The organism is Kocuria sp. cx-455 (assembly GCF_057707085.1).
This window is the reverse complement of record NZ_JBYIPM010000003.1, coordinates 118,042-131,666: the sequence shown is the minus strand read 5'-3', so window position 1 is coordinate 131,666 and position 13,625 is coordinate 118,042. Positions and strand designations below refer to the sequence as shown.

The 13,625-nt window shown below is 65.5% G+C and carries 14 protein-coding genes and 2 tRNA genes; 8 read left to right on the top strand and 8 right to left on the bottom strand.

Going from position 1 to position 13,625, the window contains the following annotated elements; all coding sequences use genetic code 11:
• Window positions 1-60: 60 nt before the first annotated feature.
• Complete coding sequence (locus AC3ENJ_RS06145) at window positions 61-1,047, bottom strand: DNA-3-methyladenine glycosylase family protein (RefSeq protein ID WP_431813399.1); 987 nt, start codon at window positions 1,045-1,047, stop codon at window positions 61-63.
• A gap of 274 nt (window positions 1,048-1,321) precedes the next feature.
• On the opposite strand from AC3ENJ_RS06145, the gene AC3ENJ_RS06140 reads away from it, so the two are divergent.
• The 8 genes from AC3ENJ_RS06140 to AC3ENJ_RS06105 all read left to right on the top strand — a co-directional run bounded on the left by AC3ENJ_RS06140 (window position 1,322) and on the right by AC3ENJ_RS06105 (window position 7,833).
• Entirely contained in the window at window positions 1,322-2,803 is a 1,482-nt protein-coding gene (locus AC3ENJ_RS06140) for a DUF2079 domain-containing protein (protein ID WP_431813398.1), read from the top strand.
• 156 nt (window positions 2,804-2,959) lie between these two features.
• Window positions 2,960-4,930, top strand: coding sequence for a DEAD/DEAH box helicase (locus AC3ENJ_RS06135; RefSeq protein WP_431813397.1), 1,971 nt, complete (start codon window positions 2,960-2,962; stop codon window positions 4,928-4,930).
• Window positions 4,931-5,046: 116 nt separating this feature from the next.
• Window positions 5,047-5,118 (top strand) — tRNA-Thr (locus tag AC3ENJ_RS06130).
• A gap of 55 nt (window positions 5,119-5,173) precedes the next feature.
• A tRNA-Met gene (locus tag AC3ENJ_RS06125) sits at window positions 5,174-5,247 on the top strand.
• A 99-nt stretch (window positions 5,248-5,346) separates the two neighbouring features.
• Window positions 5,347-5,796 carry an FAS1-like dehydratase domain-containing protein gene (locus tag AC3ENJ_RS06120; RefSeq protein WP_431813396.1) on the top strand — a complete coding sequence of 150 codons (450 nt, stop codon included), beginning with the start codon at window positions 5,347-5,349 and terminating at the stop codon, window positions 5,794-5,796.
• Window positions 5,796-6,272: a MaoC family dehydratase gene (locus tag AC3ENJ_RS06115; protein ID WP_431813395.1), complete on the top strand. Its 477-nt coding sequence runs from the start codon at window positions 5,796-5,798 to the stop codon at window positions 6,270-6,272. Before AC3ENJ_RS06120 ends, AC3ENJ_RS06115 begins: the two co-directional genes overlap by 1 nt.
• A 17-nt stretch (window positions 6,273-6,289) precedes the next feature.
• Entirely contained in the window at window positions 6,290-7,408 is a 1,119-nt protein-coding gene (locus tag AC3ENJ_RS06110; RefSeq protein ID WP_431813394.1) for a UDP-N-acetylmuramate dehydrogenase, read from the top strand.
• 14 nt (window positions 7,409-7,422) lie between these two features.
• On the top strand, window positions 7,423-7,833 hold the full coding sequence (locus AC3ENJ_RS06105; protein WP_431813393.1) for a PGPGW domain-containing protein: 411 nt from the start codon (window positions 7,423-7,425) through the stop codon (window positions 7,831-7,833).
• Window positions 7,834-7,843: 10 nt separating this feature from the next.
• Here the strand turns inward: AC3ENJ_RS06105 and asd are convergent, their stop codons facing one another.
• The 7 genes from asd to AC3ENJ_RS06070 all read right to left on the bottom strand — a co-directional run bounded on the left by asd (window position 7,844) and on the right by AC3ENJ_RS06070 (window position 13,601).
• Window positions 7,844-8,980, bottom strand: coding sequence for an aspartate-semialdehyde dehydrogenase (gene asd / locus AC3ENJ_RS06100; RefSeq protein ID WP_190781308.1), 1,137 nt, complete (start codon window positions 8,978-8,980; stop codon window positions 7,844-7,846).
• Window positions 8,981-9,021: 41 nt separating this feature from the next.
• Window positions 9,022-9,366, bottom strand: coding sequence for a GNAT family N-acetyltransferase (locus tag AC3ENJ_RS06095; RefSeq protein ID WP_190781309.1), 345 nt, complete (start codon window positions 9,364-9,366; stop codon window positions 9,022-9,024).
• Between the two features lie 85 nt (window positions 9,367-9,451).
• Complete coding sequence (locus tag AC3ENJ_RS06090) at window positions 9,452-10,024, bottom strand: dihydrofolate reductase (RefSeq protein WP_190781310.1); 573 nt, start codon at window positions 10,022-10,024, stop codon at window positions 9,452-9,454.
• Entirely contained in the window at window positions 10,021-10,842 is an 822-nt protein-coding gene (locus AC3ENJ_RS06085; protein WP_190781311.1) for a thymidylate synthase, read from the bottom strand. The genes AC3ENJ_RS06090 and AC3ENJ_RS06085 overlap by 4 nt, the downstream gene beginning before the upstream one ends.
• Before the next feature lie 93 nt (window positions 10,843-10,935).
• On the bottom strand, window positions 10,936-11,883 hold the full coding sequence (locus AC3ENJ_RS06080; protein WP_190781312.1) for an NUDIX hydrolase: 948 nt from the start codon (window positions 11,881-11,883) through the stop codon (window positions 10,936-10,938).
• Window positions 11,884-11,959: 76 nt separating this feature from the next.
• Window positions 11,960-12,883, bottom strand: a complete 924-nt coding sequence (mshD, locus tag AC3ENJ_RS06075) for a mycothiol synthase (RefSeq protein ID WP_190806826.1) — start codon at window positions 12,881-12,883, stop codon at window positions 11,960-11,962.
• Window positions 12,884-12,917: 34 nt separating this feature from the next.
• Entirely contained in the window at window positions 12,918-13,601 is a 684-nt protein-coding gene (locus tag AC3ENJ_RS06070; protein ID WP_190781314.1) for a response regulator transcription factor, read from the bottom strand.
• Between the last annotated feature and the right edge of the window lie 24 nt (window positions 13,602-13,625).

Genomic DNA, 13,625 nt, shown 5'->3' with positions numbered 1-13,625 from the left:
GCTAGCTAGGTTAACCAACCCTCACTTGGCTCGGGGCCGGAGACAGCGCAACCGTCACCGTCAATGCCGGCGGTGGTCCGCGGGAGTCAAACGTGGTCCGAACGCCGGTTTACGGTGGCCGCTGGCCTTGATCAACCGCACCACGCGCTGCCGGTGCCCCCGCCACGGTTCCAGCAATTCCTCCATCCGATCGTCCGAGCCCGGTGCGCCATCGAAGAACCAGCACACATAATCCGCCAGGTGGTAGTCACGCACGCTGATGCCATCCGGGTCCGCGTGCGTGCACTGTGTGATCTCCGCAGCCGTCCATACCCCTATGCCGTTGAGCGTTTGAAGCGTGGCACGCACCCGCGCGGGATCAGTGAGCGTGCCCAGTCGCTCCAGCGCACTCGCGCGCTGCACCGTTCGCATGACGGTGGCGGAGCGTCGCGGATCCACACCCGCTCGGTGCCACTGCCACGAGGGAATGCTCCGCCATTGCTCCGCGGTGGGAGGGACGTACATCCCGGTCGGGGCGGGACCCGGTGCGCGCTCACCGGCCAGGCGCATCAGGTAGCGGTAGGCCCTGATCGCCTCGATGGCCGTCACACGCTGCTCAATGATGGAGATGACCGCCCGGTCGGTGACCGCACCGGTTGCGGGCAGCCTCAAACCGGGGTGCCGACGCCGCGCCAGTTGCAGTCGCTCCGGCAACAGGTGGTATGCGGCGGACGTCTCGAAAACCGTCCAGTCGTCTGCGGTACCGCACCAGTTGGGGGCACTGTCGATCCAGGTGGCCGCGCCCGGTCCCCACGCGTCTACCACGATGTCCCGCTCCAAGGGGGCGCTCCCCGCGCTGGCGGGTGCCCGAGTGAAGCGAGCAGAGACCGCCAGATCGTGATGTCTGGTGGTGACCCATACGCACTCGGGGGACAACACACGTACCGTGGGGTCAGTGCTACCGCGCCCGAGCACGGAGAGGGTCTGCCCCAGATGGACAGCTCCTGCCGGCGACCATTGGAGCCGGGCGGACTCCACCACGGGGACAACGGTCGCGTGCAAGGACATGCCCACATCTTTCCACGTACCCACGACATGCACAGGCCTCGGGCGCCTTTGAGGACAGGCCGGGGCGGAGAGTGCCCCGCGCGACAAGAACGATCCGCCGCATGCGTGTTCACCGGCGCAAGGGGCCGCTGGGATATCCTGCCCACGACCGCACCCCACGTCAGGAGGTCCCGTGTCCACAGCGCTTGAGTATTCTGCGTCCCCGACGGCTGTGTTCTTCGGGCGTAACTCAGGGGTCCGTGGTCGCCGGCGCTGGTGGCCAGTCGGGATGGGCGTGGCCTTCACGCTGCTCTACACGCTGTTCTCCCTCACACAATGGCACCAGTGGGAGGTGCCTTCGTGGGACAACGCGATCTTCACGCAGCTGCTGCAGTCCTACGCCGCCGGACAGCCACCAGTGGTGAATATCAAGGGCCATGATTTCAACCTGCTCGGCGATCACTTCCACCCGTTGCTGGCGGTGCTGGCGCCCGCCTATTGGCTGTTTCCGTCCGCTCTGACGCCGATGATTCTTCAGGACGTCCTGCTGGGATGGTCCGTGGGTGTGGTTTCCTGGTGCGCCGCTCGTGCCCTGCGGCCCGCGCCGGCCGGGGCCCTCTCGGCGGCCTACGGATTAAGTTTCGGGCTGCAGAACGCGGTGGCCGTGCAGTTCCACGAGGTCGCGCTGGCGGTGCCGCTGCTTGCCCTCTCGCTGTGCGCCCTGAGGCAACGGCGCTGGCCGTCGGCGGTTTTGTGGGCCGCCCCGGTCGCCCTTGTGAAGGAAGACCTGGGGATGACGGTCGCCGCCGTGGGGGCCGTGATGGTGGGGCACGCATTCCGGCCCACCGTGCGGGCGTCAGCGCGGTGGTTGCATCGCGTGTACGAACCGCCAGGCCGCGCCGCGGGAGGTGGGCTGGCGGCGGCGTCGTCGGCCAAAGAATTTGCCACGGCACTGAGCCGCACCTCGCAGCAACCGGCCGTGCTCGGAGCGCTCCTGATAGCGTGGGGAATCGGGTTGAGTCTGCTGGCGGTCTGGGTGATCCTGCCGGGGCTGAACCCGCACGGTGCGTTCGCGTACGCGGACACCTTGGATGTCGCCGGTGCCCTGCGTGACCCGGCCGGGGCGGTGATCACGTTGTTCGTGCCCGACCAGAAACTCGGCACGTGGTTGCTCACCCTTGTGGCGGGGGCGGTGGTCGCGGTGCGCTCCCCGCTGGCCCTGGTGGCCCTGCCCACGCTCGCGTGGAGAATGCTCTCACCCAATCACGGATACTGGGGCCCGGGGTGGCATTACAACGCGGTGATCATGCCCATTGTGTTCATCGCCGTGATCGACGCGGTGGTGAGACTCCGGGCGGGGGGCACCCGTTCTCGGACCGCACGGGCAGCGGCGCAGCTCGGGCCGTGGGTTGCGCTGGTCGTGGCGCTCGCGGTCGCGACGCAGCAACCGCTCGCCCAACTGGTGACGGGGGAGGCCTGGCGCGAGGACCCCCGAGCGGACATCAAGGCCGCCACGGTCCAGGCCGTCCCGGAAGGAGCATCGGTGGCCACGGACCTGACGCTGATCAATGGGTTGGTGTCCCGAGCGGACGTGCATTGGATCGGCAATGCGGACGATCCTGCCCCCGACTTCGTGGTGATCGACCGCGAAAGTGGCACGTGGGGGCAAAATCCTCCGGAGGATCCCGCAGCGTATGCCCAAGAATTGTATGGCGAGCAGTATGCCACCCAACGTGACGAGGGGAACATCATTCTGCTGGGGCGGGAGTCTCCGTAACGCAACGAAGTGCGCTAGACTTTGGCGTTATCATCCCGGTTTTTCTGTCCTCATTAAATCGTTTCGCCGTAGCAGGCATGTCGATCAGGGGCACACGCGGTAGGACCGCACGCACCGGTGTCAATCATTTCCACCCCACCGAAGCGAGGTTCACCCATGCCCACTGAATCCACTCCCGAAACTGCTGCAGAGCTTGAGACGCCCACTACTACCGAGGCTCCCCAGGGCACCGAAAGCGCCGCTGAGCCCGCCGCAGCCAAGCCCGACACTCCCACCTTCGCCGAACTCGGCGTCGACGGCCGCATTCTGGCCGCACTCGACGACGTCGGGTACGAGTACCCCTCGCCCATCCAGGCAGCCACCATTCCCGCTCTGCTGAGCGGCCGCGACGTGGTGGGTCTGGCCCAGACCGGTACCGGCAAGACCGCTGCCTTCGCGGTTCCCGCGCTGTCCAAGTTGGCGGAGCTGTCCGACCTGCACGGTCCCCAGCGCTCCACCCGTGTGCTGGTGCTGGCGCCCACGCGTGAGCTCGCACTGCAGGTGGCCGAGGCCTTTGGTTCCTACGCGACCCACCTTGACGACTTCACCGTGCTGCCCGTGTACGGTGGTTCTTCCTACGGCCCGCAGCTGGCCGGTCTGCGCCGCGGCGCCCAGGTTGTAGTGGGTACCCCCGGTCGCGTGATCGATCACCTGAGTAAGGGTTCGCTCAAGCTCGACGACATTGCCTACGTGGTGCTCGACGAGGCAGACGAGATGCTTCGCATGGGCTTCTCCGAGGACGTCGAGAAGATCCTCAGCCAGACCCCGGAGGAGAAGCAGGTCGCCCTGTTCTCCGCCACGATGCCCAAGGCCATTCGCCGGATCGCGCAGCAATATTTGCGCGATCCCAAGGAAATCACGGTCAAGGCCAAGACCACCACCGGCACCAACACGCGTCAGCGCTTCATGCAGGTCATGGGCCCGCACAAGTTGGACGCCATGACCCGCGTGCTCGAGGTCGAGGACTACGACGGCGTGATCGTCTTCGTCCGCACCAAGGCCGCGACCGAGGAGATCGCCGACAAGCTCAAGGCCCGCGGTTACACCGCGGCTGCGATCAACGGTGACATCCCGCAGAATCTGCGCGAGCGCACCGTGGACTCGTTGCGTGAGGGCAAGGTGGACATCCTGGTCGCCACCGACGTCGCCGCGCGCGGTCTGGACGTCGAGCGCATTTCCCTGGTCGTCAACTACGACATTCCCCACGACACCGAGTCCTACGTGCACCGCATCGGCCGCACCGGCCGTGCGGGCCGCAAGGGCGAGGCCATTCTCTTCATGACCCCGCGGGAGAAGTACCTGCTGCGCGCCATCGAGAAGGCCACGCGTCAGCCGGTCGAGCAGATGCGCATGCCGTCCGTCGAGGACGTCAACCGCACCCGCAAGGAGAACTTCGCCAACCAGATCGCGGAGACCATCGAGTCCGAGGACCTGTCCTTCTTCCGCGAGCTCGTGAAGCACTACGAGAACGAGCACGACGTGGACGCCGCGGAGATCGCAGCAGCGTTGGCCGTGATCGCTCAGGACGGCCGTCCGTTCCTGGCCGAAGAGCTTCCCGAGCTCCCGCAGCGTAAGCGCGACCGTGACCGCCGTGAGCGTTCCGACGGCCCGCGTGGCGGTGCTCGCCGCGGCCCCGAGGCCGGCATGCGTACCTACAAGCTGGCGGTTGGACACCGTGACCGCGTGGCACCGGGCGCCATTGTGGGCGCGCTGACGCACGAGGGTGGCCTGAACGGTTCGCAGATCGGCGCGATCGACATTCACCCCAACTTCACGTTGGTGGGCCTGTCCGAGAACCTGCCCGCGGGCACCATGGACAAGCTGTCCAACACCCGCATCAATGGCTCCCCGATCCGGATCCAGGAGGACCGCGGCCCCGGTGGCGGCGGCTCTCGTGGTGGCTCTCGTGAGGGCGGCCGATTCCGTGACCGTGATGGCGACCGCGGCGGTCGGTTCGACCGTGGCGATCGCTCGGATCGCGGCGGGTACCGCGGTGGGGACCGTTCCCGTGGTGGTGGCTCCTCGTACCAGGACCGCCCGCGCAAGAAAGGCTTCCCCAAGGGCAACGGTGGCTTCCGCGACCGCTGACAGACCCCGCTGACCGCCCGGATTCGGGCGGTCGGCACCCCGCGGATACGCTGCGGATTCGGTGGGTTCAGCTCGTTTTTGCAACTCGCCGAAATGCTGTTAGAGTTTTCCGCGTTGCCCCGATAGCTCAGTGGTAGAGCGCCATCTTGGTAAGATGGAGGTCCCGGGATCGATTCCCGGTCGGGGCTCTCATGATGAGGGCCTGCGGCTTGTGCACACGAGCCGCAGGTTCATTCGTGAAATGGCGGTGTAGCTCAGCTGGTTAGAGCGCACGACTCATAATCGTGAGGTCGACGGATCGAGCCCGTCCACCGCTACTTCCAAGACGTCGTTCCATGCGGAACGGCGTCTTTGTCTTTGCCCGGACGCTCCGCCCAGTAGGCTGGGGGAAAATTTTCACCCGACCGAGGAGAGCCATGGCCATTTCAGAAGAGGTAGTGGGCCGCACGTATCCGGCTGCGCCCGCCTACCAGGTGTCCCGAGAGAAGATCCGCGAGTTCGCCTCCGCGGTCAAGGCCACGGACAACGTCCATTTCGACGTCGAGTCCGCTCAGGCCGCCGGGTACGACGATCTCGTGGCCCCGCCCACCTTTGCGATCATCGTGTCCCAGCGCGCCGACGCCGCCCTGATCCAGGATCCGAGCGCGGGTATCGATTTCTCCCGCGTGGTACACACCGAGCAGCGTTTTACACATCACCGCCCCATCGTGGCCGGTGACGAGCTCCTGGCGGCCGTCACGGTCGACCAGGTGCGGCCCATGGGGTCGGGTGCCATGATCACCTCCCGGGTGGAAATCACCACCGTGGCGGGCGAGCAGGTGGCCACCACCACGTCGTCGTTGTTGGTACGCGGGGAGGATCAGTAATGAATGTTGCATTCGAGCAACTCGACAAGGGCCAGCCCATCGGCGAGCGCACCGTGCCGGTGTCCCGTGCGGATCTCGTGAAGTACGCCGGTGCCTCCGGCGACTTCAACCCGATCCACTGGAACCAGGACTTCGCCCAGAACGTGGGTCTTCCCAACGTGATTGCCCACGGGATGTTCACCATGGGTGCCGCTGTGGGTCTGGTGACCGAGTGGGCAGGTGACGCGGGCGCCGTGGTCGATTATCAAACTCGGTTCACCAAGCCCGTGGTCGTCCCCAACCGTTTCGACACGGAAGTCCGATCCAGTACCGAGTTGTCCGTGAGCGGCGCGATCGGTGCGGTGGACCAGGAGGCCCGCACCGTGCGCGTGGACCTCACGGTGACGGCACCCGACCTGGCCGAGGAGGGTACGGATCCGGCCGAGGCCAAGGCGCTCAAGGTCTTGGTCAAGGCTCAGGTTGTTGTGAAGTTCTAGCACTAGAGTTAACGATCATGAATGCACCCCGACTGGCCGATCTGACCACCACCGCGGTGGGCGGCCCCGCTTCCCGCTACGTCAAGGCGGAGACCGAAGAGCAACTGATTCATGCGGTGGCCACGGCGGACGACGCCGGCGAGCCGGTTCTGATCGTGGGCGGGGGCTCCAACATTCTTGCCTCGGACAATGGCTTCGAGGGGACCGTGGTGCACGTGGCCACGGAGGGTATCCAGGTGGTGGAGACATCGCCCGCCCACGGCTGTCTGGTCGAGTTCCAGGCCGGGCACTCGTGGGAGCAGGCGGTTCAATGGAGCGTTCAACGGGGCCTGGCGGGCCTGGAAACGCTGTCCGGCATTCCCGGGACCACGGGAGCCACTCCCGTGCAGAATGTGGGTGCGTACGGCACGGAGGTGTCGCAGACCATCCACAGCGTCCGCACCTGGGATCGGCAGGCCCGTGAGCTGCGCACTTTCGGCACCGATGACCTCGAGTTCTCCTACCGCGATTCCGTGCTCAAGCGCAGTATGAAGCACGGGTCCCCGCGTTACGTGGTGCTCACCGTGACATTCCGGTTGCTGCCCCAGGACGTGGGGTTGCCCGTGCGCTACGGGCAGCTGGCCTCGGCACTGGGCGTGGAGATCGGTGAGTGTGCACCACTGGAAACGGTGCGCGAGACCGTACTGCGGTTGCGAGCCTCCAAGGGAATGGTGCTCAACCCGGAGGACCGGGACACGTACAGCACCGGTTCATTTTTCACGAACCCCATCGTGGAGGACCCGGCCCGCCTGGAGGGCCTCCCTGCTGACGCACCGCGCTACCCCGTGCTCGACGCCGCGGGTGACCAGATCCCCGGGGCCACCAAATTGTCCGCCGCGTGGCTCATCGACCAATCCGGATTCGGTAAGGGGTTCGGGCTCCCAGGCTCGCGGAATCAGCAGCTGGACCTCGACGGCGAGTCCGTGGCCGCCGGCCGCGCCGCCGTCTCGACCAAACACACCCTGGCCATGACCAATCGCGGTAGGGCCTCCTCCGACGACCTGGCATCTTTGGCCCGTACCGTGCGTGACGGCGTGGAGCACGTGTTCGGCGTGCGATTGGTCGCCGAACCGGTCCTCGTGGGGATGAGCCTCTAGGTGCTCCCGACAGCATGAGTTCAGACCTCCAGGAAGAGATCCGGCGTGGAGAGCAAGGCGGCCGGATCCATCGGGCCGTGCTGCGAGTCAGGGAGTTCTCCCACAAACACCCCGCCCTGCGCGCAATTCACCTGACGTTGGTGACGGTGCTGGGCGCGCTCTTCGTGGTCTTGGGAATCATCATGTTGGTCACGCCGGGTCCCGGGTGGTTGTTCATCTTCCTGGGTATCGGTCTGTGGAGCACCGAATTCGCGTGGGCGCACCGGCTCAATCAGCGGGTCAAGCGGCTGGCCCTCAAGGCCTGGCGCTGGTGGTCGAACATTGTGGCCGAGTGGCGGTTCCGCCGCGCCCGTGACAAACCACATCACCTACTCCAAGGGCCGCGACACCTGCGTGTCGCGGCCCTTGGAACGAGCGCGAAATAGGCGGCGAGGCCTACAGCGTGCCGGTCACGATCTTGAGCATGCGACGCAGGGGTTCTGCGGCACCCCACAGCAATTGATCTCCCACGGTGAAGGCGGAGATGTACTCCGGGCCCATGGAGAGTTTGCGGATGCGGCCCACCGGGATGTCCAGCGAACCGGAGGCGGCCACCGGCGTCAGGTCCTGCATGCTGGCTTCCTTGGTATTGGGAATGACCTTGGCCCACTGGTTCTCGGCGTCGATGATCCGCTCGATCTCCGCCACCGGAAGGTCCTCGCGCAACTTGATGGTCAGCGCCTGGGAGTGGCTGCGCATTGCGGCGATGCGCACGCACAACCCGTCCACGGGAATCAAGTCATCGCCGGAGCGACCCAGGATCTTGTTGGTCTCGGCCTCGGCCTTCCATTCCTCGCGGGACTGGCCGTTGCCCAGATCGGCGTCGATCCATGGAATGAGCGAACCGGACAGCGGGACCCCGAACTGTGAGGCGTCCAAATCACCGGAACGCTGCTTGGCGAGCACGGCGCGGTCGATCTCGAGAATGGCCGAGGCGGCGTCGGTGAGCTGATCCGAGACGGAACCGTGGATGTCCCCGAACTGTTGAATGACCTCGCGCATGTGGCGGGCGCCGCCACCGGACGCGGCCTGGTAGGTCATGGAGGTGGTCCACTCCACCAGGTTGTTGTTGAACAGCCCGCCCAGGCCCATGAGCATGCACGAGACCGTGCAATTACCGCCGGTGAAGTCCTTTACTCCGCGTGCCAGACCCGCATCGATCACGTCGCGGTTGACCGGATCCAACGGGATGATGGAGGACTCTTCCATGCGCAGGGTGGAGGCCGCGTCGATCCAGATGCCGTCCCAGCCGGCCTCGCGCAGCTTGGAGTGCACGGCCTTCGTGTAGTCGCCACCCTGGGCGGTCACCAGAATGGGAAGTGCGGACAGCGCCTCAATGTCGTAGGCGTCCTGCAACGTCCCGGCGTCACCCATGCCCTCAATGGTGGGTGCGGTGCCTCCGGCATTGGAGGTGGAGAAAAAGACGGGGTCGAGGCTTGCGAAGTCGTTTTCGACGCGCAGTCGGTCCATCAGAACGGAACCGACCATGCCGCGCCAGCCAATGAAGCCTACGGCTGAGGGTTGTGAAGTCATGCCGCCCAGTCTATGACCCGGAGATCGGGCGTGCCCCACGGTTACTCCTGGTTGCGCGGATCCGGGGTTTCGGCCACCAGATCCTGATAGCTCGGGAAGCGCCGCAGGTAGTCGAGCACGTACGTGCATGTGGGGCGGATCTGCACGCCCTGTTCACGGAACTGGTCGAGGACGAAGGTCACCAGGGTTCGGGCGTAGCCCTGACGGCCGAAAGCCTCGGCCACAATGGTGTGCTGCACGTCCACGGTGCCGTCCTCAAGGATTTCAACCCCCAGGAAGCCGATGAACTGCTGATCGTCCCACAGCTCATAGCGGCCACGATCGGGATTGGCGCGGAGCTCGAGCGTGGGGCTCTCATGGATGCTCGGTGTGGGGCCAGTGGTCACGGCAGCTCAATCCTCCAAGATAGAAGTGGTCAAGATCACGCTATCTCATGTTCCGTCGAGGTGCCGTGGCACCTCTCACGGGGACTTATCCGCGCGTGTACTCGTCCACGCGGAAACGGGGCCCCTTGCTGGACTCGGCCCAGTCGGCCAGTTCGCATTGGTGCCATGTGTCATCCAGCCGCGGCGCTACGGTGTCGCCGTCCACCGCGAGGTCCACGGTGGTCACGTAGGCGCGTGTCAACGGCAGCGTTTCGTGGGCGAGGGCGTCTGCCCAGATCCGGGTCCCGCCAATGGCCCAGATCTCGCCGTTCGGGTCCTCGAGCAGCGACAGCGCAAGTTCCAGGGCTTGCGCGTACGACGCCGCCGTCCACACGTTTTCACGCTCGCTCGCCACGGTCTCGGGGCGGCTGGTCACCACGATGTTGGCCCGCCCCGGAAGCGGTCGGAATCGGGGGGGGAACGATTCCCAGGTGCGGCGCCCCATGATTACCGGGTGGCCGGTGGTGGTGCTCGAGAAGAACCGCAGGTCCTCCGGTACGTGCCAGGGGATCGTACCGTCCTTGCCGATGATGCCCTGGGGATTTTGGGCCCAGATAGCACCCACGGTGGGGCCGTTCCGGCTCGTCGCGGGTCGAGACGCGGATCGTGCGGCGCTCATACCGCCACCGGTGCCTTGATGCCGGGGTGGTGCTGGTAGTTGACCACTTCGAAGTCCTCGTACTCGTAGTCGAAGATGGAATCCGGGGTGCGCAGGATCTTCAATTGCGGATACGGGTAGGGTTCGCGGGCCAGTTGCCGGGTGACCTGCTCCACATGATTGGTGTAGATGTGGCAGTCTCCTCCGGTCCAGATGAACTCACCCGGGACCAGATTGCATTGCTGGGCCACCATCATGGTGAGCAGCGCGTAGGAAGCAATATTGAAGGGCACGCCCAGGAAAAGGTCCGCGGAACGTTGGTACAGCTGGCAACTGAGGGCGTCGGGCCCGTCCTCGCGGGGTTGCACGTAGAACTGGAACAGGGCGTGGCACGGCGGCAATGCCATGCTCTCGACCTCGGCGGGGTTCCACGCGGTCACCACGTGACGGCGAGAATGCGGCGAGTTCCTGATGGATTCCACCACGCGCGCGATCTGGTCGATGCTCTCACCGTGACCGGCCGGCCAGCTGCGCCACTGCACGCCGTACACGGGGCCGAGGTCACCGTTCTCGTCCGCCCATTCGTCCCAGATGCTCACACCCCGTTCCTGCAACCAGCGCACGTTGGAGGACCCGGACAGGAACCACAACAGTTCCAGGGCAAGAGATTTGAAGTGCACGCGTTTAGTGGTCAGCAGGGGAAACGATTCGGAGAGGTCGTAGCGGATCTGCCGGCCGAACACGGAGCGCGTACCCGTGCCGGTCCGGTCGGACTTCAGGGCACCGTGGGCCATGACTTCGGCCAGAAGATCTTCGTAGGGCGTGGGAATGGCAGACATGGTTTCCTTTGTGCTGAATACGGGCCCGCAGACCGGCCACGGGTCCGGCCGGTGTTACCGGGCCGGAGGCCGCCGGCCGCACTGACTCACGGGTCAGTCGTCGAACGGGGTGATGATCTCACAACTCACGGCCCGGCCCTTGTGGTTCCGTGGCATCTGAAGCACGATCATTTGACCGGGGGAAAGGTACGGATCCGCATCGGGTAACTGCTCGACCATGGAGCCGGGCATGTGACGGGCAAGTACTTTGAGCACCGTGGGTAGGACCGGACGATGGGTGCACAGCACCGCGGGGTGCTCCGTGTCGAAAAGCTGCTCGACCACCGCTGCGGCCTTCTTGGGGGAGCGCTTGTGGGCCGCCTCCGTCAACTGCGAGCGTTCCTTGACCTTGGCGTTGTACTTCTTGGCGTACGGAATCACCGTGGACATGCAACGCAACCACGGGGAGGTGTGAACCCTCCTGGGTTGCCAGGCGGCCAACAACCGTGTGACGGCCAGGGCCTGCCGCTTGCCGGTGGCCGCCAGGGGACGATCGCCCTCCGCGCGCTGCCAGGAGGAACGGGGCTTCGCCTTGGCGTGACGCACAATGATGACGGGGCGGGTCGCCAGGGTGCCGTTGCGATGCAGGGCCACCAGTTCGTCGAGGGGTTCACGGTCGGCCGCGTTGCTGAGCATTGTGTGAGCCCGGTCCGCACTCACCCACCGCAGCTCGTCCACCTCACCGTGATCCGGTGTGGCCCGCGCGGAAGCCGAGATCTCCGCGGCCCAGTACTTCACCAGTTTGGCCTGGTCCTTGACCTGGTAACGGATCGCCGGCAGCGGCACACCCAAGCGCACGGACAGGCCTACTTCTTCGCGCAGTTCACGCACAGCGGTCTCCGGGAGGGTCTCACCGTTGTCCTGTTTGCCTTTGGGCCAGGACCAGTCGTCATAACGCGGCCGGTGGATGACCAGCACCTGAAGCTCGCCCGCACTGCGGCGCCAACACAGACAGCCTGCGGCGTAGACGTCAAACTTTCCGGAGGCATTACTTCTTGCCATGACCCGCTCTCTGTCTGATGGACCAAGGTGGCACGCGTTCCTTCACCCGATGGGGCGGGACGGCGCCTCTCAGATGTTATCCGGTGATCTCGCCCCGGAACATCACATCCAGGTGCCACCGTTCGAAACCAAGCTTTTCGTACAGGGCCATGGCGGCAGTGTTGTCCCCATCCACGTACAACATCACGTTCTCAAGGTCCTGGTCGGCCAGGTAATTGACGCCCGCGGCGGTCAGCGCCTTGCCGAGTCCTCGGCCCTGTTGTTCCGGGGCGATACCCACGGCGTAGACCTCACCCATTGCGGGGGAGCCGTCCGATGCGGGGTGGATCTTGGTCCAGTGAAAGCCCTGGATGTCCTCGGGGTCATCGGCCCTTACGGCCAGTAGGAATCCGGGCGCGTCGAACCATTCCTCGGCCTCTCGCTGATGGAGGTCGTCCAGGGTCATTTTGCCCTGCTCCGGGTGATCCGAGAACGCCTGTGCATTGACTCTCAGCCACCCGTTCTCGTCGCGGCCCGGTTCGAACGGCCGGATCTCGAGATCCTCGGTCAGATCCACCGGCAAGGGAAGGTCGGAGGACCCGCGCAGTTGTCGCCTCAAACGGTGCAGGTCGCGTACCGCCGTCAGCCCGTAGGTCTCGGCGAGTCGCCGGGCCCCCGGATGATCACCGTGGCCCCAGGCTTCCACCGTGCCCTCGACCTGCCCGCGCACCTCTCGTACCAGGGCTGTGCCGATCCCGGCGCCGCGACGTTCGGGGTCCACCACGAGTTCCACGGTGAAGGTGGAGGCCTGGTCCGAGTCCGGGTTGATGACCGCGACACCCACCAGGGCGCCGTCCTCGGTCGCGATAACCGAGCGAAGCCCCGCCCTGGCCGACCGCACGTCAACGAGCGTCTGATCCGAGAACGGGGGATCGCCGTCGGCGCGGGTGGCTCGTTGAGCCAGATCCGTCAAGGCTGCGGGATCGGGAACCCCGTCCTGACTGAGAATGGTCACGGCCATGACATACCTCCACTGTGAGCGGTTGGACGGCGCGTCAGGACTCGCTGTCCCGGCCCGCCGTGAAGCTGTACCCCACGTTACGCACCGTGGTGATCAGGTGTTCGTGATCGGCCCCCAATTTCGCGCGCAGCCTTCGAATGTGGACATCCACCGTGCGTGTACCGCCGTAATAGTCGTACCCCCACACCTGCGACAACAACTGGGCGCGGGTGAAGACACGGCCCACGTTCTGTGCAAGGTATTTGAGCAGCTCGAACTCCTTGTACGTGAGGTTCAGCGGGGCACCGCCGATCTTGACGGTGTACGAGCCGTCGTCGATGGTCACGTTACCGGCCCTGATCACGGACTCGTCCTGCGCCTCGTCCGGGCCTCGGACGCTCGCCAGTCGCAATCTGGCCTCGATCTCCGCGGGCCCGGCAGTGTGCAGCACCACGTCCGTGACACACCACGACGCCGCCACGGCCGCCATCCCGCCCTCGGTCAAAGCCAGGAGCACGGGAACGGATGTGTCTCGGGCGGCCAAACTCTGGGCGGTGTTGCGCGCGGCCACCATGTTGGTGGTGCCGTCCAGGACCACGACATCCGGTTGCCGCACGCGTTTAAGGGCCCCCGAGGAACTGAGCGGCACTACGTCTATTTGGTGCGAGAGAAGTTCCAAACCGGGAAGAACAGTGGCGAGCGCATTGGTTTCATCGCTGAGCAGCACAATCTGGAGCACGGATCATCCCGTTGATGGTGAGGG

What these genes read in the sequence shown, in the direction of transcription:
- AC3ENJ_RS06090 (WP_190781310.1), bottom strand. Translation starts at nt 10,024, where the DNA reads ATGAGCGCCGCACGATCCGCGTCTCGACCCGCGACGAGCCGGAACGGC.
- asd (WP_190781308.1), bottom strand. Translation starts at nt 8,980, where the DNA reads ATGACTTCACAACCCTCAGCCGTAGGCTTCATTGGCTGGCGCGGCATG.
- AC3ENJ_RS06115 (WP_431813395.1), top strand. Translation starts at nt 5,796, where the DNA reads ATGAATGTTGCATTCGAGCAACTCGACAAGGGCCAGCCCATCGGCGAG.
- AC3ENJ_RS06105 (WP_431813393.1), top strand. Translation starts at nt 7,423, where the DNA reads ATGAGTTCAGACCTCCAGGAAGAGATCCGGCGTGGAGAGCAAGGCGGC.
- AC3ENJ_RS06080 (WP_190781312.1), bottom strand. Translation starts at nt 11,883, where the DNA reads ATGGCAAGAAGTAATGCCTCCGGAAAGTTTGACGTCTACGCCGCAGGC.
- AC3ENJ_RS06135 (WP_431813397.1), top strand. Translation starts at nt 2,960, where the DNA reads ATGCCCACTGAATCCACTCCCGAAACTGCTGCAGAGCTTGAGACGCCC.
- AC3ENJ_RS06110 (WP_431813394.1), top strand. Translation starts at nt 6,290, where the DNA reads ATGAATGCACCCCGACTGGCCGATCTGACCACCACCGCGGTGGGCGGC.
- mshD (WP_190806826.1), bottom strand. Translation starts at nt 12,883, where the DNA reads ATGGCCGTGACCATTCTCAGTCAGGACGGGGTTCCCGATCCCGCAGCC.
- AC3ENJ_RS06120 (WP_431813396.1), top strand. Translation starts at nt 5,347, where the DNA reads ATGGCCATTTCAGAAGAGGTAGTGGGCCGCACGTATCCGGCTGCGCCC.
- AC3ENJ_RS06085 (WP_190781311.1), bottom strand. Translation starts at nt 10,842, where the DNA reads ATGTCTGCCATTCCCACGCCCTACGAAGATCTTCTGGCCGAAGTCATG.
- AC3ENJ_RS06145 (WP_431813399.1), bottom strand. Translation starts at nt 1,047, where the DNA reads ATGTCCTTGCACGCGACCGTTGTCCCCGTGGTGGAGTCCGCCCGGCTC.